Genomic DNA, 23,932 nt, shown 5'->3' with positions numbered 1-23,932 from the left:
CTAAGTGTGCCGCATCATGCCGCCACCGCCCCCTTCCTGGATGTCCGTGTTCGACGAAGCGCTGATTGCGGCCAGGAGTCTGGCTGGTTTTGCGTCTTCCACCTTCAATCCGACCGTCCGGCTAGGCGTCACAGGCCTGTCCCGCGCCGGCAAGACGGTATTCATCACCGCGCTGGTGCAGGCACTGATCGAGGGAGGGCGCCTGCCGGTGTTCCGCGCTCAGGCGGAAGGACGCGTGGCGGGAGCCTATCTTTCTCCCCAGCCTGACGACACGGTGCCGCGTTTCGACTACGAGACCCATCTGGCCGACCTCAGCGGCACCGATCGACACTGGCCGGATTCGACGCGCCAGATATCCGAATTGCGCCTTGTGATCGACTTCCAGTCCAACCGTCGTTTTGCATCGGGCATGTCGCGCCTCACGCTCGACATCGTGGACTATCCCGGCGAATGGCTGCTGGACCTGCCGCTCCTCAACATGAGCTATGCCGAATGGTCCGCGCAGACACTGGCCGCGAGCCGGGAAGGGTCGCGCCTCGCCATTGCCGGTCCCTGGCACGCGTTCCTGTCCTCCCTCGATCCGTCGGCCGCCGAGAGCGAGGCTCTGGCACGCGAAGCCGCCGCGCTGTTCACCGCCTACCTCCGCGCCGGTCGCGATGAGCGATTCGCGCTCTCCACGCTGCCGCCGGGACGCTTCCTCATGCCGGGCGACCTCGAAGGCTCCCCGGCCCTGACCTTTTCGCCGCTCGACCTTTCGCAGGCGGGCGAAGCCCGGCCGGGTTCGTTGCAGGCCATGATGGAGCGGCGTTACGAGGCCTACAAGCACAAGATCGTGCGGCCTTTCTTCACCCAGCATTTCGCTCAGCTCGACCGCCAGATCGTGCTGGTCGATGCGCTGTCGGCCCTCAACGCCGGTCCTCAGGCCGTGCATGATCTCGAAACGGCCCTGACCTCGGTGCTGTCCGCCTTCCGGGTGGGCTCCAATAGCTGGTGGTCGGCGATCTTTCGCCCGCGCATCCAGAAGATCCTGTTCGCCGCCACCAAAGCCGATCACCTTCATCACACCAGCCATGATCGGCTGGAGGCCATTCTGCGCAAGATGGCCGACGGCGCCATAAAGCGTGCCTCTTTTTCGGGCGCTGCGGTCGATGTGGTGGCACTGGCTTCGGTCAGGGCGACTCGGGAAGCCACGGTCAAGCAGGGAAGGCAGGCGCTGCCCTGCATCATCGGCACGCCGCTCGCCGGTGAACGCTCCGCGGATGAAGTGTTCGACGGCGAGTCGGAAATCGCGGTCTTTCCCGGCGAATTGCCGGAAAATCCCAATGCGGTGTTTGCCGGCGGTACCTTCGCGGGCCTCGAAAACGGACAGCGGGACGGAGTCGACTACCGTTTCATCCGCTTTCGACCGCCCAAGCTGGAAGACGGGCAGATCTTTCCCCATATTCGCCTGGACCGCGCTCTCCAATTCCTGATCGGTGACAAGCTGGCTTGAGACAATGACCACGGATCCCCGCAAACCGCGCGCCTTCCGGCTCGACGATCCCAATGTGGTCATGGCCGACACGCCGGTGGCTGCAGTGGCCAGGCGCGACCACGTCGTGGTGACGCCGGAACCCGAGATCTTCGACGACGTGCCAGAGGTGACGCCTCCCCGCCCACGGCGCAGCCGCTGGGCCACGATCTTCTGGTCGGCGGTCGGAGGCCTGGTTTCTCTGGCGTTGGGTCTTTCCGTAACCCGGCTGATCGACGATCTCTTCTCCTACGCCGACTGGCTCGGCTGGGTCGGTGCGGGGCTGGCCGGCATTGCGGCGCTTGCTTTTCTCGTCATTGCCATCCGGGAGACCGTCAGTCTCATGCGGCTGTCGCGCATCGAGCATCTGCACGACAGGGCGACCACCATCATCGCGCGAGATGACCGCGATGCTGCCCGCAGCCTCTCGCGCGATCTGGTGAAGCTCTACAGCGCCAATCCCCGCATGGCCCGGGCTCGAGCCGCCGTGGAGTCCGCCGCGGGCGATATCGTCGACGGGGCAGATCTCATTCGCGTGGCCGAGCGCGAGTTGATGGGGCCGCTCGACGCCGAGGCTCGCCTGATTATCGCCGACGCAGCCAAGCGGGTCTCCCTCGTCACCGCCGTCAGCCCGCGCGCGCTGGTCGACATGTTCTTCGTCGGAGCGGAGACCCTGCGGGTCATCCGCCGTCTCGCGACGCTCTATGGGGGTAGGCCGGGCGGCCTCGGCATGGTCCGCTTGCTGCGCCATGCGCTGGGCAACCTCGCCATCACCGGCGGCATGGCGGCTGGCGATTCCATTCTCAGCCAGGCGCTCGGGCACGGCCTGGCATCGCGGATTTCCGCCAAGCTCGGGGAGGGTGTGCTGAATGGCATCCTAATTGCACGTCTGGGTCTTGCGGCGATGATGGCGACGCGGCCGATGCCGTTCGACGTTCTGCCGCGACCCGGCGTGACGGATGTCGCGGGCGGGCTGATCGCGAAGGACAAGGCCAAGGAGGACTGAGACGACCAATGCCGTGCACAGCTTTCTGTTTTTAGACGAAATGGTGACAACGAAGAATATTGTCGTAGCGCGCCACTACGACTATAGACCTCTCGCCCAGTAGCGGAGTGTTGGGATTCTTACATGCCTTCAATGAGTGTAGATACCAATTATCGGCCGACTGACGACGAGCCCTTCATGAACGAGCGCCAGCGGGATTATTTCCGCCGCAAGCTCAATGCATGGAAGCTCGATATCCTGCGTGAAGCCCAGGATACCATCGCCAATCTGCAAGCCGAGAACGAAAACCATCCCGACCTGGCTGATCGCGCCTCTTCGGAAACGGACCGTGCCATCGAACTGCGCGCCCGTGATCGTCAGCGCAAGCTGATCTCGAAGATAGACGCCGCTCTAGCCCGGATCGACGATGGCTCATATGGTTTTTGCGAAGAGACGGGAGAGCCGATATCGCTCAAGCGTCTCGACGCCAGACCGATCGCTACCCTTTCGCTCGAGGCGCAGGAGCGGCATGAACGCCGTGAGCGCGTCTATCGGGACGATTGATCGACGCCCCGGATGTGCTTGCGCCAAGCCCGCACATCCTCGGCTCTGCGGTCTGCCGCCGCCTTGACTTTCGGCGGCGGCTCCGTTGCATAGGGGTCATGGTCCGGTTCTGCCACGCCCCGCTGCCGCGTTTTTGCCTTGCTGTGCTGATCGCTCTTGCGCTCATGCTCAACGGCATGGGTCGTGTTGTGGCAGCGGCCCAGGACGACGGCGTCGGCAATACCGTCGTCATTGCCGGTACGGTCGTCACGCTCTGTCAGTTCGGCAATGATGCGGACGGCAAGAATGGCATTCATCCCGGCCACGCCTGCGATCAATGCGCGCTGCGGCTCATGCCGCTGTTGCCGCAGACCGGCGCCACTCCAAGCGTCATCCGATTCCCGAATGTCCTGAGGCCTCGCCCGGCTCCGTCCGAAACGGCAGGAGCCGCGCCGGCCTGGAGTGCGGCATGGCCGCGCGGCCCGCCGGCCGCCTGAACGGTCCTCTCATCATCTCTCCCTTTTGCGGGCGTTTCCGTCCGCGTGATTCCGTTCAGGTTCATCATGAAGCTCGTCACCCTTTTCGGCGCCCTGGCGCTTTCCGTCTCGCTCGCCGCTCCTCTCGCCGCGCACGAATACAAGGCCGGCACGCTGGTCATCCATCATCCCTGGGCGAGGGCGACGCCCCAGGGCGCCCCCGTGGGCGGCGGCTATGTCGTCATCGAGAACACCGGCGACCAGCCCGATAAGCTCACCGGCGGAAGCTTTGCCGCTTCTTCCGGCTTTGCGATCCACCAGATGTCGATGAAGGACGGCGTGATGTCGATGGCACCCGTCGAAGGCGGGCTCGACATTCCGGCCCATGGCAAGGTCGAACTCAGCCCGTCCGCCATCCACCTGATGTTCACGGGGCTGAAGCAGCAGCTCAAGAAGGACGACAGGATCGATGGCACGCTGGTGTTCGAGAAGGCGGGCACCGTGGCGGTCCAGTACAAGGTGGAAGCCCTGGGCGCCAAGGAGCCCGGCCATGAAGGACACTGAGGGGGAGGCGAGCATGACGGTTCAGACAAACCGACGCCAGATCATCATCCTTGCCGCGCTGTTCTGCGTCCTCGCGGCCGCATGCGTCACGCTGGCGCTGAGCCTGGGCATCGGCGGGCGGGAACCCCAGCAGACCAGCCTGATCGGCGGGAGCTTCAACCTGGTCGATCAGGACGGCAAGCCGGTCACGGAGAAGACCTTCCTCGGCAAGCCCACGGCCTATTTCTTCGGCTATACCAACTGCCCCGATGCCTGCCCGACGACCCTGACCGACATGACGGACAGGCTGAAGGCGCTCGGTCCTGATGGCGACAAGTTCAATGTCGTCTTCATCACGGTGGATCCGGCGCGCGATACGCCGCAACTCCTCAAATCCTATCTGGAGAGCTTCGATCCGCGCATCACCGCCGCCACCGGCACACCGGAGCAGATCGCCGACGTCGTCAAGAAATTCCGCGTTTATGTGAAGAAGGTTGGGGAGGGTGACAGCTATACCTTCGATCATTCCACCGCCGTCTACATGATGGACGCCAAGGGCAACCTTGTGACGCTGATCGACTACCAGGCGCCGCGCGACGAGGCGATCGAGAAGATGCGCCGGGCACTCACGTCGTGAGCCGGATCATCTGGTTCGGCATGGCGGCGGTGCTCGCGGGGGCGGCGGTCGGGGGGGGCATCGCCGTCCGGACACAGGAGCAGGGGGCGGCCATGCCTCCTCCCGACGGGCCGGCCGTGGTGAATGCCCGCCCACCCGATGCGACCTTCGACCCGGTTTTCGAGCCCTGCGCCCATTGTCACCAGATCGGCTCGGGTGCCCGCATGGCGACGGGACCAGCGCTGGAGAATCTGATCGGGCGGAAGGCAGGGACCTTCGACGGTTATCCCTTCTCGGACGCGATGCGCAGCAGCGGCCTGACCTGGGACAGGGGCACCCTCGATCGCTTCATCGCCAGCCCCCAATCCGTGGTGCCCGGAACCCGCATGATCTATGCCGGCATGGACGATCCCGGGCAGCGCCAGGGACTGATCGAGTTCATCGCCAAGGCCGGAACTGGCCCTTGAGCTCCCATTTCGTAAATCGATTCAATATTGCGCCGCGTTCAACCTGTGCTTGCGCGGCGCAGCCGCAGGAGCCATCATTCCCTTTCAGGGGATGACCGTCCCTCGCCAGGGCTCTCCCCCAAGACCAAGACGCGGCAAGCGCAATGCAGTCGGAGGAGAGTGCTTATGACCGTTGCACATATTCTGAAGGGCAAGGGCAGGGATATTTTCACCCTGTCGCCGGATCACACCATCGCTGAAGCGGCCAGGACATTGGCCGAGAGGCGGATCGGCGCGGTGCTGATCACCAAGAAAGACGGCTCCATCGCCGGTATCCTGTCGGAACGAGACATTGTCCGCGCCTTGGCGAAGAACGCGGCTGAAGGATTCGAGCACAAGGTCAAGGTACACATGACGGCCCGGGTAGAGACGGTACGCGAGAGCGATACCATTCCCTCCATCATGGAACGGATGACCAATGGCAAGTTCCGTCATATGCCGGTGGTCGAGAACGGCAAGCTGGTCGGCATCGTTTCGATTGGCGACGTGGTGAAATTCCGTCTGGCCGAGATGGAAGCGGAAACGCAGGCCATGCGGGACTACATCACCGCCTGACGAGATTGCTCCGGGGGGAAAGGCGAGGGTGGCCTCGCATTTCTCCCCGGCATCGGGAAGCATGGAGCGACAATCGCCCCGGGTCAGGCCGCGCGCTTGCGGAGCGTGGGTTGCCGTAGGCTCTCGCGCATGATCTCGCTGAGCCTGTCGGTGGCCGAGGTCTGCTGGGCCTGCGTGCGATGCAGCAGCAAGGGAACCGAAGGCAGGGCCCCAGGCAGGGCGTTGTCGGCGTCGAGCGTAGCGAGATGGCCGGGCAGGCCGATCTCCGTGCGAAGGGTAACGCCGAGGCCCCCCGCCGCGGCGGCCCAAAGACCCGACAGGCTGGAACTGGTGACTGCGATGCGCCAGGGCATGCTCGCCCGGTCCAGCGCCTCGGTCGCGGCCGTGCGAAAAAGGCAGGGCGCCTCGAACATCACCAGCGGTACCGGTTCGCCCTTCCTCACCACATCTTCGAGCAGGAGGTGATCCGCCGGCCCGATCCACCGCATCGGCACGTCCGTGAGATGCTCGCCGCTGACCCCCGTCAGCGTGGCTCCCGTCGCGTCGCCCCAGGTGATGGCAAGGTCGAGCTCGGCCAGGGCGAGTCTGCGCAGGAGGTCGGCATTGCGGGAAAGGCGGGCTTCGATCTGAGTCTTGGGATGAGCGCGTGCAAAGCGACCGAGTATTTCGGGGAGAAGGGTTTCGCCGAGATCTTCCTGCACGCCGAAACGGATGTTGCCGGCGACATCGCCGCCGCCGAGCGCCGACATGGCTTCATCGTTGAGATCCAGCAGCCGTCGGGCATAGGCGAGGAGGATTTCGCCGGCATCCGTGAGGGCAAGGCCCCGGCCTGCCTTGCGAAAGACCGCGGTGCCGGCCTGGTCTTCCAGTTTCTTCAACTGGGCGCTTATGGCGGAGGTCGAGCGTCCCAGGTGATCGGCGGCCCGCGCGAAGCTGCCGAGCTCCATGCCCGTCACGAAACTGCGCAGGACATCGAGGTCGAGATTGGTATGGCGCATGATAATTGTCCCATTTTATGGGATTGATGATCAAAAATTTCCTGATTTTAAGTACGATTATGGAGGGGCATGATGGGAGGGTCAAGGCAATAGGCCTTTCACCCTCTCGGAGGAACCCATCATGCCTCTCGCCAGAATCTCTCTCACCAAGGGAAAGTCGCCGGACTATCGGCACGCACTTGCCGACAATGTGCACCGCGCCTTGGTCGAGGCCTTCGATGTGCCCGCCAACGACCGCTTCCAGATCATCGACGAACTTGAACCGGGCGCATTGATCTATGATCGCAGCTATTTCGCCGGCCATCGCTCCGATGACTTCGTCTATATCGCGATCATCGCCGGTCGCCCGCGCAGCACCTCGATGAAGAAGCAGTTCTACCAGCGCCTGGCAACGCTCCTGGCGGATGCGCCCGGGTTGCGTCCTGACGACATCATGGTGACGATCACCACCACGGAGCGCGACGGTTGGTCGTTCAGCAACGGCCTGGCCCAGATGGCGCTGGAGGAAGCGGCGTGATGACGGCTCCGACATCGTTGATCCGCGCAGGCTCGGCCATCGAGCGGGCACCGGAGGGCATCGCCTCCGGGCCGTTTTGGGTGGAACATCTCTTCACCGGAGAGCAGGATGGCGACCTCACGGCGATGCGCGCCACCTTCGATCCCGGCATCCGCACGCATTGGCACAGCCATCCGCGCGGGCAGTTGCTTCTCGCCGTCAGCGGCGTTGGCCTGCTGCAGCGGCGAGGCGGGGAGATCGTCGAAATCCGGGCCGGGGACGCAATCTGGTTCCATCCCGGCGAGGAACATTGGCATGGCGCTTCCGAGCGAAGCGTCCTGATCTACGCGAGCATCCAGCCGATGCAGGACGGTGCGGCCGTGCATTGGCTGGAGCCCAGCTGACGCATCCTGCCTTCAAGCCGGATTGTTGTGAATCTTGAAATGCTTGTGATTTCCGTATGTTAGGTCTGGACCCATTCGGGCCGCCTGGCTTTGTCCAGAGGCTGTTACCAATCATGTACGCCATGCATTACGCCATCACGCTCCCGGCCGATTACGACATGGATAACATCCGAGAGCGTATCGCCACCAAGGGCCCGCTCCTGGACGATCTTCCGGGTCTGGGGGTGAAGGCCTATCTGGTCCGCGAAAAAGGAGTCGCCGGCTCCGCCGTCAACCAATACGCCACCTTCTATCTCTGGGCTTCAGCGCAGGGGATGGGAGGGTTCCTTTGGGGTGGGCGCGGCTTTGGCGGCATCGTCTCTTCCTTCGGCAGGCCGCCAGTGCGGCACTGGGCGGGAGCTGCATGCCACCTGGGCAGGCAGGCGCTGTCTGCGGCCAGGAACGCGACGATCAAGGAGGTGGACATCGAGCCCGATGCCGATCCTGCGGCGGCGGTGTCATCCGCTCTTGCTTCTACCGTGCAACGGGCGGGTCAGCCGGAGGTCTGTCTTGCGGCCGTGGCTGTCGATCCCCAGTCCTGGAAGATCGTGACCTTTACGCTATGGGCCGGCGAGCCCTCGGCCGAAAACGAGGCGCGCTATGAGGTCGGGCATATCTCGATGCCGGAGCTCGACGCGATCCTGGGATAGCGGCGGATCGTCCTCAGGCCAGCGCCTCCATCGTCTCCCTGATCGAATCGAGCGACTTAACCGTCGCGTCGGCACCGAGTTCTATGATCTCAGCCGCCTTGTGAAAGTCGAAGGGAGAGATGCGGCCGAGCCGCGGGCCGATCGAGACGTCCGGCGGGTCCCCGGCGAGGCGCGAGCGCGAGATGCGGTCCTGCGTGATGTTGAAGGCTTCCATCATGACCGTATGGATACCGGGCGAGTTGCGCGTCCGCCGCACGGCCGGTTGTGCCGTAAAGCCGAAGCGCCCCCGTACCAGTGATTTCGCCGCGCCGAGTGCTCGGGCGCCGCGGGTGCGACGGCCTGGTATCGGCGGATCGTCATGTTCGGAATCGGCTCCAAACGTATGGATGACGCCGCCGCGGCCGGTGAGCTCGCCATTGAGGTTGACGGCGATCACTGCACGCGCGCCGAGGGCACGAGCGGCCGAGACGGGCACTGGATTGACGAGGGCGCCGTCCATGAGCCAGCGGCCGCCGATGCGAACCGGCTCGAAGATGCCGGGCAGGGCGTAGGAGGCGCGCAGGGCGGTGACGAGATTGCCGCGCGTCAGCCAGATCTCGTGTCCTGGCCCGATCTCCGTCGCGATGGCCGCGAAAGGCATGCGGAGATTCTCGATCTGGATCCCGCTGAGGCCATCCTGCAGCATGCGCGCCAGCTTGGCACCGGAGATCAGCCCGCTGCCGCCGAAGTTGAAATCCAGGAAATTGAGGACCCGGCGCTTGGTCAGGCTGCGCGCCCATTCCTCGATCTCGTCGAGCTTGCCGGCAATGTAGCAGCCGCCGACGACGGCACCGATCGAGGTCCCGGCGATCACATCGACGTCATATCCGGCTTCGCTCAGGACGCGTAGCACACCGATATGGGCAAAGCCGCGCGCGGCGCCCCCGCCCAGCGCCAGGCCGATCACCGGACGCGGAGGCTTGGCAATCTCGTCTTCGGACGGCGGCGGCAGTTCCACGACATTTCCCTGACCCCTCCATGGTAAAGCCTGAAACATGATGAATTCCTGACCGTACAGACGCTGAAAAGAACTAGAGACTATCCAGTCGGTATGAAGCACGCCCGCCTTGTCGAAATGGTGACCGACACCATCATCCACACACAATATCACGTCATTGCCTGGCCGGCTGTTCATCCTAAGGGCTATGGCTTGCCCCGAATCACCTCTTTTTTGTAAGTCAACCGCATGGATGAGACGGAAGATCCGCCGGCGGGCGACGGGATTGAAGCGGTCAACCTGCGCGATGCGCTGGAAGAGCGCTACCTTGCCTATGCGCTCTCCACCATCATGGGCCGGGCCTTGCCGGATGCGCGCGACGGACTCAAGCCCGTGCACCGGCGCATCCTGCACGCAATGCGCCTGCTGCGCCTCGACCCCGACCAGGCCTTCAAGAAATGCGCCCGCGTCGTCGGCGACGTCATCGGTAAGTACCACCCGCATGGCGACCAGGCCGTCTATGATGCGCTGGTGCGCCTCGCGCAGGGGTTTGCGCAGCGCTATCCGCTCGTCGACGGACAGGGCAATTTCGGCAATATCGACGGCGACAACGCCGCTGCCTATCGCTACACCGAAGCACGCCTGACCGATACGGCCATGCTGATCCTGGAGGGGATCAACGAGGACGCGGTGGATTTTCGCGCCACCTACAATGGCGAGGACGAGGAGCCGGTGGTGATGCCCGGCGCCTTTCCGAACCTGCTCGCCAACGGCGCACAGGGCATCGCGGTGGGCATGGCGACCTCGATCCCCCCGCACAATGCCTATGAGCTCTGCCAGGCGGCGCTGCATCTCATCGACAATCCCAAGGCCTCGACCTCCGATCTCCTGCAATTCGTCAAGGGTCCGGATTTTCCTACCGGCGGCATCTGCATCGAGAGCGCGGGCTCGATCGAGGAAAGCTATCGCAGCGGCCGCGGCGGCTTTCGCGTGCGTGCCCGCTGGCACAAGGAGGACCTGGGGCGCGGGACCTGGGTGATCGTCATCACCGAAATTCCGTGGCTCGTGCAGAAAAGCCGGCTTATCGAGAAGCTCGCCGAGCTTCTGGAGGAGCGCAAGCTGCCGCTGGTGGGCGACATCCGGGATGAATCGGCCGAGGATGTGCGCATCGTCATCGAGCCGAAGTCGCGCAATGTCGACGAAGCCGTGCTGATGGAGTCGGTGTTCAAGCTCTCGGAACTCGAGAGCCGTATCCCCCTCAACATGAATGTGCTGGTCGATGGCCAGGTGCCGAGGGTGCTCTCGCTTGGCGAGGCTCTGCAGCAATGGCTGAGCCACCGTCGTGTCGTGCTGATCCGTCGTTCGAAGCATCGCCTGGCCGCCGTCGAAAGGCGCATGGAGGTGCTGGCCGGCTATATCATCGCCTATCTCAACCTCGACGAGGTGATCCGCATCATCCGCTACGAGGACGAGCCCAAGGAAGAGCTCATCAAGGCCTTCGAACTCACCGATGTGCAGGCCGAGGCCATCCTCAACATGCGGCTGCGGAACTTGCGCAAGCTCGAGGAGATGGAGCTTAAGCGGGAGCACGAGGAACTTGCAAAGGAGAAAGAGGGGATCGAAAAGCTCCTCGCCTCCGAAGCTCTTCAATGGAAGACGGTGGGCTGGCAGATCGGCGAGGTCGCCAAGAAGTACGGGCCGGACACGCCGCTCGGCAAGCGCCGGACCGAGATAGATGCATCCAAGGCCGGCAATATCGACCTCTCCACCGTGACGGAGGCGATGGTCGAGCGCGAGCCGATTACCGTCATCGTGTCGGAAAAGGGCTGGATTCGCGCGATGAAGGGCCATCTGAGTGACCTGTCCGGCCTCAGTTTCAAGGCGGACGACCGGCTCAAGCTAGGCTTCCAAACCGAGACCACGGCCAAGCTCCTCGTCATCGCCACCAACGGCAAGGTCTATACGCTCGAGGCTTCCAAGCTGCCTGGTGGACGCAGCATGGGCGAGCCCATCCGTCTGATGGTGGATATCGACGAGGGGGCCGACGTACTCGACGTCTTCGCCTACCAGGGAGGCCGCAAGCTGCTAATCTCGGCGACGGACGGGCGGGGTTTCGTGGTGCTGGAGGACGACATCCTCGCCAATACGCGCAAGGGCAAGTCCGTTCTCAATGTCGATGCGCTGGCCGAAGCCAAGGTCATCGTGCCGGTGGTGGGAGACATGGTGGCCGTTATCGGCGAGAACCGGAAAATGCTGGTCTTCCCGCTGCACCAAATACCGGAGATGTCGAGGGGCAGGGGCGTCCGGCTTCAGAAGTACAAGGATGGCGGTCTTTCCGACATTCGCGTTTTCGACAAGGCCCAGGGATTGACCTGGACCGATTCCTCCGACCGCACCTGGACGGTGACGGACCTCGTGGAATGGACCGGGAACCGTGCCGACGCCGGCCGCCTTCCGCCAAAGGGCTTCCCGAAGAACAACAGGTTCACGGGCAAGTAAGGGTTGCCGTGACACTCGTTGTCGCCTCGGCCGGCTGGCAGCACGTGAGGGCCAGACAGCAGGGAATCACGTTCATCCTGAACCCATGGTGAATAAGTCGTAAAAAAATAGCGGCTTTGTGCCGCTGTCTCTGCCACAATTATGCCCGTCGTCTCCAAGATCGTATTCACACTCTGCCTTGTTTGCGCAAGGGCAACCGGACGCTGGCGCCGGGAAATATGGATTGCATGATGACGGTCAGACTGAAGTTCTTGTTGCCCCTGGCGGCATTGCTCGCGCTGGGTGGGGCGGCGCAGGCCCAGGATTGGGCGTATCCGCGCGGTTATGTCGATATTCCCGACGATGGCGGAGTTTACCAGCCGCGTGGGTCGCATTATTGGCAGGAGCCGCCGGCGGATTATCGCGCGGACCGCCAACTGGACTATCCCTACGACTATCGCGACGATCCCAACGGCTATTACGGCGATGAGGATGGCGATTTCCAGGGTAGGCGTCGGTCCAGCCAACAGCAGAACGCGTCGATCGATCCCGATCAGATCGCTCCGAATTTCGATTCCGGCACCAAGGATGACGAGCAGGCCTCGCTCCTTAAATCGCCGATCCAGCGTACCGTCGTGCCCTTTTCCGGCTATGCGCCCGGTACGATCGTGATTTCCACCAAGGAGCGGCGGCTTTACTACGTGCTCGATGACGGCACGTCGGCGCTGAAATACGGGATCGGAGTCGGCAAGCAGGGATTCTCCTGGAAGGGCACGCAGACCGTCAGCCGCAAGCGCGAGTGGCCGGACTGGACGCCGCCCAAGGAGATGATCGCGCGCCGCCCGGAACTGCCCGATCACATGGACGGCGGGCTCAATAATCCGCTCGGAGCCAGGGCGCTCTATCTCGGCGATACGCTCTATCGCATTCACGGAACCAATGAGCCGAAGTCCATCGGCAAGGCCGTCTCGTCCGGCTGCATCCGCATGGCCAATCCCGACGTGATGGACCTTTACAACCGGGTCGGCGTCGGCACGACCGTGGTCGTGCTGTAGCCGGGAAAGCGGGCGCCGCTCCATCCCCGAAGCGGTATGGCTCCCGGAGGGCGCGCGTTATATCCTCATTCGGTGCTGTTTCAAGGGCGGGCCATGTGTCCGCGCTCCCAGGATGACGATACCGAACCTGATCACCATCTTCCGACTCTGTCTCGTGCCGCTGGCGGTGTGGTGCATCGGCGCGGGCGCGTGGGGCTGGGCGTTCGCCGCTTTCCTGATCGCCGGCCTGTCCGACGGAATCGACGGCTACATCGCCAAGCATTTCAACATGCGTAGCGAACTAGGGGCCGTGCTGGATCCTCTTGCGGACAAGGCGCTACTGGTTTCCGTTTTCGTGACGTTGGGCATCGTCGGCGTCGTGCCGCTCTGGCTCGTGATCCTGGCCGTCTTCCGCGACCTGATGATCATCGGCGCGGTTCTCGTCGCCTGGGTCATGGACCGGCCGATGACGATCGCTCCCCTGCGGCTTTCCAAGGTCAACACGGCCGCGCAGATCGCCTTCGTCGTTTTGGTGCTCTTCGCCAAGGGGACGGGCTGGGCCTTTCCCTTCCTCGTCGAGGTGGGCAGCATCGTCGTCGCGGCCTTGACCATTGCCTCCGCTGCCGCCTATGTGCGCCAGTGGCTCAACCATATGGCGAGCTGACGGCGGATCGGGTTGAAGGTTCGGGGAGTATGGCATGAGCTTTCAACGGCAGATCTATTTCTGGTTGGGTGCGCTGGCGCTGTTCATCGCGCTGGTCTGGCTGCTGCAGAGCATGCTCTTTCCCTTCATAGGCGGATTGGCGATCGCTTATTTTCTCGATCCCATCGCCGACAGGCTGGAGCGCCTTGGCCTGCCGCGCTGGGCCGCCGCCTCCGTGATCCTGCTGTGCTTCATCCTGATCTTCGTGCTCGCGATACTCCTGCTCGTGCCGGTGCTGGGCAGCCAGTTCAACGGCCTGCGCGAGCGCCTGCCGACCTATGTCTCCTCCCTGCAGCGTATTCTGGCCGAGCTCAATCAAGGATGGCTCGGCAGCCTGGTGGGAGACCGGATCCAGGATATCCAGAAGTCCCTGGGCGATTATGTGGGGCAGGGCGCCGCCCTTCTCGGCAGTTTCCTCTCCTCGATCTGGTCCGGCGGGCAGGCGGTGATCGGCGTGGTCAGCGCCTTGATCGTCACGCCGGTGGTGGCCTTCTACATCCTGCTCGACTGGGACCATATGATCGCCAGGGTCGACAGCTGGCTGCCGCGCGACCATGCCGAGTCCATCCGCGGCATCTTCCGCGATATCGATCGCGCGATCGCGGGCTTCGTGCGCGGGCAGGCCACCGTCTGCGTGCTGCTCGGCCTGTTCTACGGCTCCTGCCTGACCTTCATAGGCGTGAGCTTCGGCTTCCTGATCGGGCTGTGCACGGGCCTGGCCTCCTTCATTCCCTATGTCGGATCCATTCTCGGCTTCGTCGTCACGGTCGCGGTGGCGTTGGTGCAGGTCTGGCCGGATTGGCACCTGCCCGTCTATGTCGCCATCATCTTCGGCCTCGGCCAGGTGCTGGAGGGCTACGTGCTTTCCCCGCGCCTGGTGGGCGGATCGGTCGGCCTGCATCCGGTCTGGCTGATGTTCTCGCTGCTGGCGGCCGGTAGCCTTTTCGGCTTCATCGGCCTGCTCGTGGCCGTGCCGGTCGCTGCCGCGATCGGCGTGCTCGTGCGCTTCGCGCTTGGCCGCTATCTCGCAAGCCCCTATTATACCGGTCACATCGCTTCGCCGCCGCCGGAACATCCGCGATGACCGCTCCTCGGCAATTGGCGCTCGACCTGCCGCCGCTGACCTCGTTCAGCCGCGAGGACTTTCTTGTCTCGCCATCCAACGAGGCAGCCTATGCCTTCATCGAGCGCTGGCCCGATTGGCCCGCCAGGCGCACGCTCCTGATCGGACCGAGAGGTTCGGGCAAAAGCCATCTTGCCGCGATCTGGTCGGACATGGCCGGCGCCATTACGATGCCGGCCGGCATGCTGGCCGAGGCGAGTGTGCCGGGACTGGTGGCCCGGAAGGCTGTCGTGATCGAGGATGCCGGAGCCGGCATTGATGAGAGGGCGCTCTTCCATCTCCTCAACCTCGTCGGCGAGACGGGATCCTCACTGCTGGTTACCGCCAACCAGCCGCCCGACCGCTGGTCCCTGAGCCTGCCCGATCTCGTATCCCGCCTTCGAGCCATGACGGTGCTCACCATCGACACGCCGGACGACGACCTGTTCCGCATGCTGCTGGTGAAACTCTTCCTCGACCGCCAGCTCATCGTCGACTCAAGCGTGGTGGATTTCCTGGTCAGGCGCATCGAGCGTTCCTTCGAGGCGGCACGGAGCGCCGTCGCGGTGCTCGATCGCGAGGGCCTGTCGCGCGGGCGGCGCATCACCCGCGCGCTGGCCGGAGAGCTGCTGGAGGAAGTTCTTGCACAATCGAATGAAAATGAGTGACCCTGCGCCGTCCCGTTTGTGACAGTACTGTCACAAAGGCGGCGTAGAGCGACAGCGAACGGCGCGGGCCATGATCAGCGAGACAGATTCGGCAGAGGAAGTTGTGATGCGGACCGAGGAGACGCAGGACGAGCTACGTGAGGTCGCGATCGAGAACGCGATCGCCCTGCGGACCAGCCCGGATCGCTTCATCAACCGCGAACTGTCCTGGCTGCAGTTCAATCGCCGGGTTCTCGAAGAGGCATCGAACAAGAGCCATCCGCTGCTGGAGCAACTGCGTTTCCTGTCGATCTCCGCCAACAACCTTGACGAGTTCTTCATGGTGCGTGTCGCGGGCCTGATCGGCCAGGTTCGCGAAGGCGTGACTGCGCGCAGCCCCGACGGGCTGTCGCCCGCCGAACAGCTCGTGAAGATCGGCGAGGGTGTGTCGCGTCTCGCCTCCGACCAGCAGAAGCGCTGGAACGAGTTGCGCGACGACCTGCTGCTCGAAGGCATCGTGATCACCGAGCCGAAGGATCTCTCGAAGGCGGAGCGAGCTTGGCTCGACGATTATTTCCTCAGCTATATCTTCCCTATCCTCACGCCGCTGGCGGTCGATCCCGCCCATCCGTTCCCCTTCATTCCCAATCTCGGCTTTACCATCGCCCTGCAGCTCAAGCGCGTAAGCGACGGCCGGGTACTGAATGCGTTGATCCGCGCGCCGAACAAGGTCGAACGCTTCATCCGCCTGCCGGATTTCGCGGAGACGGGCGCCGCCCGCTACATCACGCTCGAAAACCTCGCGGTGCTGTTCATCGGCAAGCTCTTCCCCGGTTATACGGTCAAGGGGCAGGGTTCGTTCCGTGTCGTCCGCGACTCCGATCTCGAGGTGGAGGAAGAGGCGGAAGACCTCGTCCTGCTGTTCGAAACCGCCCTCAAACAGCGGCGGCGCGGCGTGGTGATCCGCCTCGAGATCGAGGCCGGCATGCCCGAAAGCATCCGCCAGTTCGTTACCGAGGAGCTCGATGTCGCCGACGATGCGGTCTTCCAGGTCGAGGGTATGCTGGCGCTCAACGAGCTCTCGCAACTGGTGGCCCTGGATCGGCCTGACCTGAAGTTCAAGCCCTACACGCCGCGTTCGCCCGAACGTATCCGGGATCACGGCTCGGACGCATTCGCTGCCATCCGGCAGAAGGACATCGTGGTGCATCACCCCTACGAATCCTTCGATGTGGTGGTCCAGTTTCTCTACCAGGCGGCGCGGGATCCCAATGTGGTCGCCATCAAGCAGACGCTCTACCGCACATCCTCGAACAGTCCGATCGTCAAGGCGCTGGCGGAAGCGGCCGAGGCCGGCAAGTCCGTCACCGCCTTGGTGGAACTGAAGGCCCGCTTCGACGAAGAGGCGAATATCCGCTGGGCGCGGGATTTGGAGCGGGCGGGCGTACAGGTGGTGTTCGGCTTCATCGAGTTGAAGACGCATGCCAAGCTCTCCCTGGTGGTCCGCCGCGAGATGGGACAGCTCGTTTCCTATTGCCATGTGGGGACCGGCAACTATCATCCGATCACGGCGCGCATCTACACGGACCTGTCGTTCTTCACGGCCGATCCGGTGATCGGCCGGGACGTCTCCCGCATCTTCAACTTCATCACCGGCTACGCCGAGCCGGCTGCGCTGGAGCGCATGGCGGTATCGCCGGTTTCGTTGAAGCAGCGTATCCTCGACCATATTTCCGCCGAGATGGAGCATGCCAAGGCCGGGCGTCCTGCCGCGATCTGGTTTAAATGCAATGCGCTCGTCGATCCGATGATCGTCGACGCGCTTTACGCGGCGAGCCAGGCCGGTGTGCAGATCGATCTCGTCGTGCGCGGCATCTGCTGCCTGAGGCCGGGCGTCCCCGGGCTTTCGGACAATATCCGGGTAAAGTCGATCGTAGGGCGCTTCCTCGAGCATGGCCGCATCTATGCATTCGGGGGAGGGCACGGGTTGCCGCACCAGAAAGCGGTAATTTATATTTCCTCCGCCGATCTGATGGAGCGCAATCTGGACCGCCGCGTCGAGGCGCTCTGTCCGATTTTGAATCCCACCGTGCACGAGCAGGTGCTGGATCAGATCATGATCGCCAATCTTATCGACAACCAACAGAGCTGGCGCATCTTGCCCGACGGTTCCGCGGAACGCATAGTTCCCCTACCGGATGAGGAACCGTTCAATGCGCATAAGTATTTCATGACAAATCCCAGCCTATCGGGACGAGGCAAGTCTCTTGAACATAATTCACCCAGAACTCTCCTCAGCCGGCGGCGCTGACATGCCGGATACCGCGGCTACCCAGGCACGGCCTTCGGGCACGCAGATGGCCAGGCCGGGCCAGCCGGGCTTTGCCCAGGGACGCATCTGCCAGGGGCCGCCGATCGCCACGATCGACATCGGCTCCAATTCGGTGCGTCTCGTCGTGTACGAGGGGCTGACGCGCAGCCCGACATCGATCTTCAACGAGAAGGTCCTCGCCGGCCTTGGCCGCGGCGTCATGATGACCCGGCGTCTCGATCCGGCGGCCGTCGCCAAGGCCTATGCAGCGCTGGTGCGTTTCCGGGCGCTCTGCGATACCATGGGCGTCAAGGAGCTCTATGTCCTCGCCACTGCCGCCGCGCGCGATGCCGATGACGGCGAGGAGTTCATCGCCCGCGCCAGCGAGATCTGCCGCACGCAGATCGAGGTCATCTCCGGCAAGAGGGAAGCGCGCCTTTCGGCCTATGGCGTGATTTCCGGCTTCCATATGCCGGATGGCGTCGTCGGCGACATGGGCGGCGGTTCGCTGGAACTGATCGACGTGCATGGCCACCGGGCCGGTGCCGGCATGACGACGCCCCTCGGCGGCCTGGCCCTGCAGGACGCCTCGGTCCAGAACATCCGCAAGGCCTCGAAAATCGCGCAGGATTGGCTGGAAAAGGCCGAGCCGCTGCGGATGCTGAAGGATCGCAGCTTCTACGCGGTCGGCGGCACCTGGCGCTCGCTCGCCAAGCTTCACATGATGCAGCTCGGCTATCCCCTCCATATCATGCACGGCTACAGCGTCCCCGCCAGGGAGATGCTCGACTTCTGCAAGCTGGTCATGCGCGTGGACAATACGACGCTGATCGGTAACGAGACGGTATCGGCGGGCCGCCTGCCGCTGCTCGCCTACGGCGCGGCTGTGCTCGCGGAGATCATCAAGATCGGCAAGCCCCGCGAGATCGTCATCTCGGCCCAGGGTGTGCGGGAGGGCCTGCTTTATTCGCTGCTGAGCGAGGAGGATCGCAAGCTCGATCCGCTCATCACAGCGGCTCGCGAGCTGAATATACTGCGTTCGCGCTCGCCCCAGCACGGCGAGGAACTCGTGCGTTGGGGCGATCGCTTCATGTCGTCGACCAATATCGACGAAACGGCGGACGAGCGGCGCCAGCGCCATGCTGCCTGCCTGGTCGCCGACATAGGCTGGCGCGCCCATCCCGATTATCGAGGCGAGCAGAGCCTCAACATTATCGCCAACGCGGCCTTCGTGGGCATCGACCATCGGGGTCGTGCCTATATGGCGGTTGCCAATTTCTTCCGCCATGTCGGCCTGAACGACGACGAGCTTTCGCCGCGTATCCGCGAGATCGCGACGACGCGCATCCTCGACCGGGCGCGCATCCTCGGCGGCCTGCTGCGGGTGGGCTACATCCTCTCGGCCTCGATGCCAGGCGTGCTGCCGCGCGCTCCGCTCCATGTCAGCCACGGCAAGCTGCTGCTCGACATTCCCAGGGACCTCGAGGGTCTTGCGGGCGAGCGCCTTGCAACCCGCCTGAAGGCTCTCGGCCGCCTGATCGGCCGCGAGCCGCTTGTGCGCATCACGGATCCCGTGGACGTGGCGGCGGAATAGGGCCTCGAGCGCCGACGCACTCGCCCGCTCTTGAAGCGATGGCAACGGCGCGTTCAATTTTCGGACGAAATCGTCGCGAAATGCCGGAAGTTGCCGTGTGTCCGGCTGGGCTAACTGCCCGGCGCGGCGGTTTTTCGGTCAGTTGTAACGGCTCAGTGCGAGGTCGCCGACCTCGATGTCCGGCTTGCGGCCGCTGGCGATGTCGGCGATCACCTGGCCCGAGCCGCAGGCCATGGTCCAGCCGAGCGTACCGTGGCCGGTATTAAGCAGCAGGTTGGAAAAGCGCGTCTTGCCGATCACCGGGGTTCCGTCGGGTGTCATCGGGCGGAGCCCAGACCAGAAGGTCGCCGCGTCCAGATTGCCCGCGCCGCCAAAGAGGTCCGTCACCGATTGCGCCAGCGTATCGCGGCGAGGCGGCGGCAGATCCTTGCTGAAGCCGGAGATCTCTGCCATGCCGCCGACACGGATACGGTCGCCAAGGCGAGTGATGGCGATCTTGTAGGTCTCATCCATGATGGTGGATACGGGCGCCCGGCTCTCGTCGACGATGGGGATCGTGAGCGAGTAGCCCTTTACCGGGTAGACGGGCACCTGCAGGCCGAGCGGCTTCACGAGCGCCGGCGTGTAGCTACCGAAGGCGGCGATGTAGATATCGGCCTGCTCGAGACCTGCTGCCGTCTGCACACCTTCGATGCGATCTGACGTGAAGCGCAACTGCTGCACATGCGTATCGTACCGGAACTGTACGCCGAGCTCCTTCGCCAGCTCCGTAAGGGCGACGGTGAACTTGTAGCAGTCACCGGTCTCGTCATTGGGCAGGCGCAGGCCGCCGCAGATCAACTCCCGCACTTTGGCCAGGGCCGGCTCGGACGCGATGCAGCCGTCGGGATCGAGCACCTCGAAGGGGACGCCGTCGCGTTTCAGGACCTCGACATCCTTGCCGATGCCGTCGAGTTGCTTCTGGGTGCGGAAGAGCTGGAGCGTACCCTGCATGCGCTCGTCATAGCGAAGGCCGGTCGCGGCGCGCAGTTCGATGAGCTTGTCGCGGCTGTATTCGGCGAGGCGAACCATTCGCCCCTTGTTCACGGCGTAGCGCTCCGCCGTGCAGTTCAGCAGCATCTGCCAGACCCATGCCACCATCGCCGGGTCGGCCTTGGGGCGCAGGATCAGCGGCGCATGTTTCATAAGGAGCCAGCGTATCGCCTTCTGTGGAATGCCCGGCGCCGCCCACGGAGAAGCATAGCCCGGCGAAACCTCGCCGGCATTGGCGAAGCTGGTTTCTAGGGCAGGACCGCTCTGGCGGTCCAAGACCACGACCTCGTGCCCGGCCTTGGCGAGATAATAGGCGGAGGTAACCCCGATTACGCCGCTTCCGAGAATCGCGACCTTCATGAAGACCTCAAATTCCTAATGCCCACCGAATGCCTTGCCGCCGAATCTGTTGCACTGCAGCATTCCAGGCATCGGTATCACAAACGGGTACGGTGCCGCTATCGGTTGATCGCGGTCACCTTGCCTCTTTCGATCGCCAGCGCGAGCTTGCCCTGCTTGAGCGCGAGTGCCTTTTCCCCGAAAAGCTCGCGGCGCCAGCCATGGAGGGCAGGGACTTCGGCCTCGTCGTTGTCGGCGATGAGGTCCAGGTCGTCGGTGGTGGCGATGACCTTGGCGGCCACGCCCTGGCTTTCCGCGACCATCTTCAGCAGGACCTTGAGGAGCTCGACCGTGGCGCCGGCGCCGTTGCTGGCGATGCGGGGAGGAGCGACACGGGGGAGGGTGGATGGATCGCGTGCCAATCCCGCCTTCACGGCCTCGATCAGTTCGAGGCCGGGGCGCGAACGCTCCCATCCCTTGGGAATCATGCGGATCGAAGAGAGTTTCTCAGGCGTGTCGGGCGCCTGGAGCGCGACCTCGGTGAGGGCGTCGTCCTTGAGCACGCGCGAGCGCGGCACGTTCTTCGACTGCGCCTCGCGTTCGCGCCACGCCGCCGCCTCGATGAGCACCGCGAGATCGCGTGGCTTGCGTACCCGGCCGCCGACGCGTCGCCATGCATCTTCAGGCGCCTGTCGATAGGTATCGGGCGATGTCAGCACCGACATCTCGTCGAGCACCCAATGCGTTCTCTTGCGCTTTTCCAACTGGGCGGCAAGCTTGAGGTAGACGTCACGAAGATGAGTGACGTCGGAGACCGCATAGTTGACCTGCGCCACCGTGAGAGGTCGCTTCGACCAGTCCGTGAAGCGGGACGACTTGTCGATATGCGCGTTGGTCACGCGCTGGACCAACTGGTCGTAGGCGATGGAGTCGCCATAGCCGAGCACCATGGCGGCGACCTGCGTGTCGAAGACAGGCGTTGGAATGAAGCCGGCAAGATGCCAGACGATCTCAATGTCCTGACGGGCGGCGTGGAAGACCTTGAGCACCTTTTCGTTGCGCAGGAGCTCGAAGAGCGGCACGAGCTCGATTCCGTCGGCGAGCGCATCGATGACAACGGCCTCCTCGCGGCTTGCAACCTGTACGACGCAGAGTTTCGGCCAGAACGTCGTCTCGCGCAGGAATTCGGTATCGACGGTCACGAAGTCATGCGAAGCGAAGCGGCTGCAGGCTTCGGAAAGCGCTTCGGTGGTGGTGATGATGGGAACGGACGCTGATGAAGATTGTGGCATAATCATGCTTATCGACCAGCGGAGGCGCCAACGCAAGGTTGGGCAGCACACAACCCCTTGATACAAGGGCGGATGCTCGGGAATTTCACATCCGTTCCTGTCCGCGGGGCGGTGAATTCTTCCCCGAGCCTTGACGGCGGTGGGGGCGTTGGGGTCTATGGCCGGAAACATGACCCTGAAAGATACTTCGATGCACCGTTACCGCTCGCATACCTGCGCCGATCTTCGCTCCGAGCACGTCGGGCAGGACGTGAGGCTCTCCGGCTGGTGCCACCGCATTCGCGACCATGGCGGCCTGCTTTTCATCGACCTGCGCGATCACTATGGCCTGACGCAATGCGTGGTGGACCCCGATTCCCCGGCGTTCAAGACGGCCGAAACCCTGCGCTCCGAATGGGTGGTGCGCATCGACGGCGGTGCGCGCAGGCGGCCCGAGGGCACCGAGAATCCTGAAATGCCGACCGGCCTCGTCGAGGTCTATGTCCGGGAGATCGAGGTGCTGGGCCAGGCAGCGGAATTGCCCCTGCCGGTGTTCGGCGAGCAGGACTACCCCGAGGAGACGCGGCTCAAGTATCGCTTCCTCGATCTGCGCCGCGAACGCATCCATAACAACATCATGCTGCGCGGCAAGGTCGTCGATTCCATGCGCACCCGCATGAAGGCGGCGGGCTTCAACGAATTCCAGACGCCGATCCTCACGGCTTCCTCGCCCGAAGGCGCGCGCGACTTCCTCGTGCCCTCGCGCATCCATCCCGGCAAGTTCTACGCCCTGCCGCAGGCGCCGCAGCAATACAAGCAGCTCCTGATGATGGCCGGCTTCGACCGCTACTTCCAGATCGCGCCCTGCTTCCGTGACGAAGATCCCCGCGCCGATCGGCTTCCGGGCGAATTCTACCAGCTCGACCTCGAAATGAGCTTCGTCACCCAGGAAGACGTCTTCGAGACGATGGAGCCGGTGATCACGGGCGTGTTCGAGGAATTCGCCAAGGGCAAGAAGGTCACCAAAGGCTGGCCGCGTATTCCCTATGCCGAGGCGATCCGCAAATACGGTTCCGACAAGCCGGACCTGCGCAACCCCTTGGTGATGCAGGACGTTTCCGAGCATTATCGCGGTTCGGGCTTCAAGGTTTTCGCGCGCCTTCTGGAAGATCCCGCCAACCAGGTCTGGGCGATCCCGGCGCCGGGCGGCGGGCAGCGCACCTTCGCGGACCGCATGAACTCCTGGGCGCAGAGCGAGGGCCAGCCCGGCCTCGGCTATATCCTGTTCTTCGACAAGGCTGCTGACGAGACAACCCAGAAGGCCACTCCTGGCGCGACGGGTATCGGAGCGCGCGGGCCGATCGCCAACAATATCGGGCCGGAGCGGGCCGAGGCGATCCGCACGCAGCTTGGCCTGACGGCGGGCGATGCGGCCTTCTTCGTCGCCGGTGCCCCGGACAAGTTCTACAAATTCGCCGGCATGGCGCGCACCAAGGTTGGCACCGACCTCAAGCTGATCGACGAGAACGCGATCGAACTCGCCTGGATCGTCGATTTCCCGATGTATGAGTGGAACGAGGACGAGAAGAAGGTCGACTTCTCCCACAATCCGTTCTCCATGCCGCAGGGCGGGCTGGAAGCACTCAAGAGCCAGGACCCGCTGACGCTCAAGGCTTTCCAGTACGATATCGCCTGCAACGGCTTCGAGATCGCCTCGGGCGGCATCCGCAATCACAAGCCGGAAGCGATGGTGAAGGCTTTCGAGATCGCCGGCTACGGCGAGGAAACCGTGATCGAGCGTTTCGGCGGCATGTATCGCGCCTTCCAGTATGGCGCGCCGCCCCATGGCGGCATGGCGGCCGGCGTCGATCGCATCGTCATGCTGCTGGCGGGCGAGCAGAACCTGCGTGAGGTTGCCCTGTTCCCGATGAACCAGCGCGCCGAGGACATTCTGATGGGCGCTCCTTCGGAAGCAACCCCCAAGCAGTTGCGCGAACTGCATATTCGTTTGAATGTGCAGGAAAAATAGGTCTCTCGCCTCCACCGGGACTATGGCGTGTGACAGCGAGACGAGCATAAGAAGACGTGGCGGGTTCCCCTCAGGGAGCCCGCTCGCACAACAGG

23 protein-coding genes are annotated in these 23,932 nt (G+C 63.7%); 18 read left to right on the top strand and 5 right to left on the bottom strand.

Features of this window, described 5'->3' with window-relative positions; translation table 11 throughout:
• Window positions 1-16 precede the first annotated feature (16 nt).
• From AC6H34_RS25900 to dksA, 3 genes are all read left to right on the top strand, one after another.
• Entirely contained in the window at window positions 17-1,492 is a 1,476-nt protein-coding gene (locus AC6H34_RS25900) for a YcjX family GTP-binding protein (RefSeq protein WP_497540692.1), read from the top strand.
• Window positions 1,493-1,496: 4 nt separating this feature from the next.
• Window positions 1,497-2,516, top strand: coding sequence for a YcjF family protein (locus tag AC6H34_RS25895; protein WP_497540691.1), 1,020 nt, complete (start codon window positions 1,497-1,499; stop codon window positions 2,514-2,516).
• 132 nt (window positions 2,517-2,648) lie between these two features.
• Window positions 2,649-3,059 (top strand): RNA polymerase-binding protein DksA, encoded by a 411-nt coding sequence (gene dksA / locus AC6H34_RS25890; protein WP_448151290.1) that lies wholly within the window; start codon window positions 2,649-2,651, stop codon window positions 3,057-3,059.
• Here the strand turns inward: dksA and AC6H34_RS25885 are convergent.
• Entirely contained in the window at window positions 3,044-3,355 is a 312-nt protein-coding gene (locus tag AC6H34_RS25885) for a hypothetical protein (protein ID WP_497540690.1), read from the bottom strand. The genes dksA and AC6H34_RS25885 overlap by 16 nt on opposite strands.
• A gap of 246 nt (window positions 3,356-3,601) precedes the next feature.
• Here AC6H34_RS25885 and AC6H34_RS25880 point away from each other — a divergent pair, with 246 nt between their 5' ends.
• The 4 genes from AC6H34_RS25880 to AC6H34_RS25865 all read left to right on the top strand — a co-directional run bounded on the left by AC6H34_RS25880 (window position 3,602) and on the right by AC6H34_RS25865 (window position 5,734).
• A complete protein-coding gene (locus AC6H34_RS25880; RefSeq protein ID WP_497540689.1) occupies window positions 3,602-4,078 on the top strand; it encodes a copper chaperone PCu(A)C in 477 nt (158 codons plus the stop codon).
• A gap of 13 nt (window positions 4,079-4,091) precedes the next feature.
• Window positions 4,092-4,694 carry an SCO family protein gene (locus tag AC6H34_RS25875; RefSeq protein WP_448147805.1) on the top strand — a complete coding sequence of 201 codons (603 nt, stop codon included), beginning with the start codon at window positions 4,092-4,094 and terminating at the stop codon, window positions 4,692-4,694.
• A complete protein-coding gene (locus AC6H34_RS25870; RefSeq protein WP_497540688.1) occupies window positions 4,691-5,140 on the top strand; it encodes a c-type cytochrome in 450 nt (149 codons plus the stop codon). Before AC6H34_RS25875 ends, AC6H34_RS25870 begins: the two co-directional genes overlap by 4 nt.
• Window positions 5,141-5,305: 165 nt before the next feature.
• Window positions 5,306-5,734: a CBS domain-containing protein gene (locus AC6H34_RS25865; RefSeq protein ID WP_448147803.1), complete on the top strand. Its 429-nt coding sequence runs from the start codon at window positions 5,306-5,308 to the stop codon at window positions 5,732-5,734.
• 83 nt (window positions 5,735-5,817) lie between these two features.
• Here the strand turns inward: AC6H34_RS25865 and AC6H34_RS25860 are convergent, their stop codons facing one another.
• Window positions 5,818-6,732, bottom strand: a complete 915-nt coding sequence (locus tag AC6H34_RS25860) for a LysR substrate-binding domain-containing protein (RefSeq protein WP_497540687.1) — start codon at window positions 6,730-6,732, stop codon at window positions 5,818-5,820.
• Between the two features lie 121 nt (window positions 6,733-6,853).
• On the opposite strand from AC6H34_RS25860, the gene AC6H34_RS25855 reads away from it, so the two are divergent.
• From AC6H34_RS25855 to AC6H34_RS25845, 3 genes are all read left to right on the top strand, one after another.
• The gene (locus AC6H34_RS25855; RefSeq protein WP_448147801.1) at window positions 6,854-7,249 is read left to right on the top strand and encodes a tautomerase family protein; all 396 of its coding nucleotides are present in this window, start codon (window positions 6,854-6,856) and stop codon (window positions 7,247-7,249) included.
• A complete protein-coding gene (locus tag AC6H34_RS25850) occupies window positions 7,249-7,632 on the top strand; it encodes a cupin domain-containing protein (RefSeq protein ID WP_497540686.1) in 384 nt (127 codons plus the stop codon). Before AC6H34_RS25855 ends, AC6H34_RS25850 begins: the two co-directional genes overlap by 1 nt.
• A gap of 113 nt (window positions 7,633-7,745) precedes the next feature.
• Complete coding sequence (locus AC6H34_RS25845; protein ID WP_497540685.1) at window positions 7,746-8,321, top strand: DUF4865 family protein; 576 nt, start codon at window positions 7,746-7,748, stop codon at window positions 8,319-8,321.
• A gap of 13 nt (window positions 8,322-8,334) precedes the next feature.
• Here AC6H34_RS25845 and AC6H34_RS25840 read toward each other — a convergent pair whose 3' ends face one another.
• Complete coding sequence (locus tag AC6H34_RS25840) at window positions 8,335-9,318, bottom strand: patatin-like phospholipase family protein (protein ID WP_448147798.1); 984 nt, start codon at window positions 9,316-9,318, stop codon at window positions 8,335-8,337.
• 228 nt (window positions 9,319-9,546) lie between these two features.
• Here AC6H34_RS25840 and parC point away from each other — a divergent pair, with 228 nt between their 5' ends.
• The 7 genes from parC to AC6H34_RS25805 all read left to right on the top strand — a co-directional run bounded on the left by parC (window position 9,547) and on the right by AC6H34_RS25805 (window position 19,166).
• Complete coding sequence (gene parC / locus AC6H34_RS25835; RefSeq protein WP_497540684.1) at window positions 9,547-11,796, top strand: DNA topoisomerase IV subunit A; 2,250 nt, start codon at window positions 9,547-9,549, stop codon at window positions 11,794-11,796.
• A gap of 227 nt (window positions 11,797-12,023) precedes the next feature.
• The gene (locus AC6H34_RS25830) at window positions 12,024-12,830 is read left to right on the top strand and encodes a L,D-transpeptidase (protein WP_497540683.1); all 807 of its coding nucleotides are present in this window, start codon (window positions 12,024-12,026) and stop codon (window positions 12,828-12,830) included.
• 112 nt (window positions 12,831-12,942) lie between these two features.
• Window positions 12,943-13,473 carry a CDP-alcohol phosphatidyltransferase family protein gene (locus tag AC6H34_RS25825; RefSeq protein ID WP_497540682.1) on the top strand — a complete coding sequence of 177 codons (531 nt, stop codon included), beginning with the start codon at window positions 12,943-12,945 and terminating at the stop codon, window positions 13,471-13,473.
• A 34-nt stretch (window positions 13,474-13,507) separates the two neighbouring features.
• Window positions 13,508-14,596: an AI-2E family transporter gene (locus tag AC6H34_RS25820; protein WP_448147794.1), complete on the top strand. Its 1,089-nt coding sequence runs from the start codon at window positions 13,508-13,510 to the stop codon at window positions 14,594-14,596.
• Window positions 14,593-15,282, top strand: coding sequence for a P-loop NTPase family protein (locus AC6H34_RS25815; protein WP_497540681.1), 690 nt, complete (start codon window positions 14,593-14,595; stop codon window positions 15,280-15,282). The genes AC6H34_RS25820 and AC6H34_RS25815 overlap by 4 nt, the downstream gene beginning before the upstream one ends.
• Window positions 15,283-15,388: 106 nt before the next feature.
• Window positions 15,389-17,572, top strand: a complete 2,184-nt coding sequence (locus AC6H34_RS25810) for an RNA degradosome polyphosphate kinase (protein ID WP_448147792.1) — start codon at window positions 15,389-15,391, stop codon at window positions 17,570-17,572.
• A 1-nt stretch (window position 17,573) separates the two neighbouring features.
• Window positions 17,574-19,166, top strand: a complete 1,593-nt coding sequence (locus tag AC6H34_RS25805) for a Ppx/GppA family phosphatase (protein ID WP_448147791.1) — start codon at window positions 17,574-17,576, stop codon at window positions 19,164-19,166.
• Between the two features lie 138 nt (window positions 19,167-19,304).
• Here the strand turns inward: AC6H34_RS25805 and AC6H34_RS25800 are convergent, their stop codons facing one another.
• Together AC6H34_RS25800 and rnd are read right to left on the bottom strand one after the other, a co-directional pair.
• The gene (locus AC6H34_RS25800) at window positions 19,305-20,558 is read right to left on the bottom strand and encodes a D-amino acid dehydrogenase (protein ID WP_448147790.1); all 1,254 of its coding nucleotides are present in this window, start codon (window positions 20,556-20,558) and stop codon (window positions 19,305-19,307) included.
• 98 nt (window positions 20,559-20,656) lie between these two features.
• Window positions 20,657-21,829 (bottom strand): ribonuclease D, encoded by a 1,173-nt coding sequence (rnd, locus tag AC6H34_RS25795; protein WP_497540680.1) that lies wholly within the window; start codon window positions 21,827-21,829, stop codon window positions 20,657-20,659.
• 190 nt (window positions 21,830-22,019) lie between these two features.
• Here rnd and aspS point away from each other — a divergent pair, with 190 nt between their 5' ends.
• A complete protein-coding gene (gene aspS / locus AC6H34_RS25790) occupies window positions 22,020-23,837 on the top strand; it encodes an aspartate--tRNA ligase (RefSeq protein WP_448147788.1) in 1,818 nt (605 codons plus the stop codon).
• Window positions 23,838-23,932 lie beyond the last annotated feature (95 nt).

Source organism: Labrys sp. ALF-8 (assembly GCF_059699065.1).
This window is presented reverse-complemented; position numbering and strand designations above follow the sequence as displayed.

What these genes read in the sequence shown, in the direction of transcription:
- AC6H34_RS25900 (WP_497540692.1), top strand. Translation starts at nt 17, where the DNA reads ATGCCGCCACCGCCCCCTTCCTGGATGTCCGTGTTCGACGAAGCGCTG.
- AC6H34_RS25895 (WP_497540691.1), top strand. Translation starts at nt 1,497, where the DNA reads ATGACCACGGATCCCCGCAAACCGCGCGCCTTCCGGCTCGACGATCCC.
- dksA (WP_448151290.1), top strand. Translation starts at nt 2,649, where the DNA reads ATGAGTGTAGATACCAATTATCGGCCGACTGACGACGAGCCCTTCATG.
- AC6H34_RS25885 (WP_497540690.1), bottom strand. Translation starts at nt 3,355, where the DNA reads ATGAATGCCATTCTTGCCGTCCGCATCATTGCCGAACTGACAGAGCGT.
- AC6H34_RS25880 (WP_497540689.1), top strand. Translation starts at nt 3,602, where the DNA reads ATGAAGCTCGTCACCCTTTTCGGCGCCCTGGCGCTTTCCGTCTCGCTC.
- AC6H34_RS25875 (WP_448147805.1), top strand. Translation starts at nt 4,092, where the DNA reads ATGACGGTTCAGACAAACCGACGCCAGATCATCATCCTTGCCGCGCTG.
- AC6H34_RS25865 (WP_448147803.1), top strand. Translation starts at nt 5,306, where the DNA reads ATGACCGTTGCACATATTCTGAAGGGCAAGGGCAGGGATATTTTCACC.
- AC6H34_RS25860 (WP_497540687.1), bottom strand. Translation starts at nt 6,732, where the DNA reads ATGCGCCATACCAATCTCGACCTCGATGTCCTGCGCAGTTTCGTGACG.
- AC6H34_RS25855 (WP_448147801.1), top strand. Translation starts at nt 6,854, where the DNA reads ATGCCTCTCGCCAGAATCTCTCTCACCAAGGGAAAGTCGCCGGACTAT.
- AC6H34_RS25850 (WP_497540686.1), top strand. Translation starts at nt 7,249, where the DNA reads ATGACGGCTCCGACATCGTTGATCCGCGCAGGCTCGGCCATCGAGCGG.
- AC6H34_RS25845 (WP_497540685.1), top strand. Translation starts at nt 7,746, where the DNA reads ATGTACGCCATGCATTACGCCATCACGCTCCCGGCCGATTACGACATG.
- parC (WP_497540684.1), top strand. Translation starts at nt 9,547, where the DNA reads ATGGATGAGACGGAAGATCCGCCGGCGGGCGACGGGATTGAAGCGGTC.
- AC6H34_RS25830 (WP_497540683.1), top strand. Translation starts at nt 12,024, where the DNA reads ATGATGACGGTCAGACTGAAGTTCTTGTTGCCCCTGGCGGCATTGCTC.
- AC6H34_RS25825 (WP_497540682.1), top strand. Translation starts at nt 12,943, where the DNA reads ATGACGATACCGAACCTGATCACCATCTTCCGACTCTGTCTCGTGCCG.
- AC6H34_RS25820 (WP_448147794.1), top strand. Translation starts at nt 13,508, where the DNA reads ATGAGCTTTCAACGGCAGATCTATTTCTGGTTGGGTGCGCTGGCGCTG.
- AC6H34_RS25815 (WP_497540681.1), top strand. Translation starts at nt 14,593, where the DNA reads ATGACCGCTCCTCGGCAATTGGCGCTCGACCTGCCGCCGCTGACCTCG.
- AC6H34_RS25810 (WP_448147792.1), top strand. Translation starts at nt 15,389, where the DNA reads ATGCGGACCGAGGAGACGCAGGACGAGCTACGTGAGGTCGCGATCGAG.
- AC6H34_RS25805 (WP_448147791.1), top strand. Translation starts at nt 17,574, where the DNA reads ATGCCGGATACCGCGGCTACCCAGGCACGGCCTTCGGGCACGCAGATG.
- AC6H34_RS25800 (WP_448147790.1), bottom strand. Translation starts at nt 20,558, where the DNA reads ATGAAGGTCGCGATTCTCGGAAGCGGCGTAATCGGGGTTACCTCCGCC.
- rnd (WP_497540680.1), bottom strand. Translation starts at nt 21,829, where the DNA reads ATGCCACAATCTTCATCAGCGTCCGTTCCCATCATCACCACCACCGAA.
- aspS (WP_448147788.1), top strand. Translation starts at nt 22,020, where the DNA reads ATGCACCGTTACCGCTCGCATACCTGCGCCGATCTTCGCTCCGAGCAC.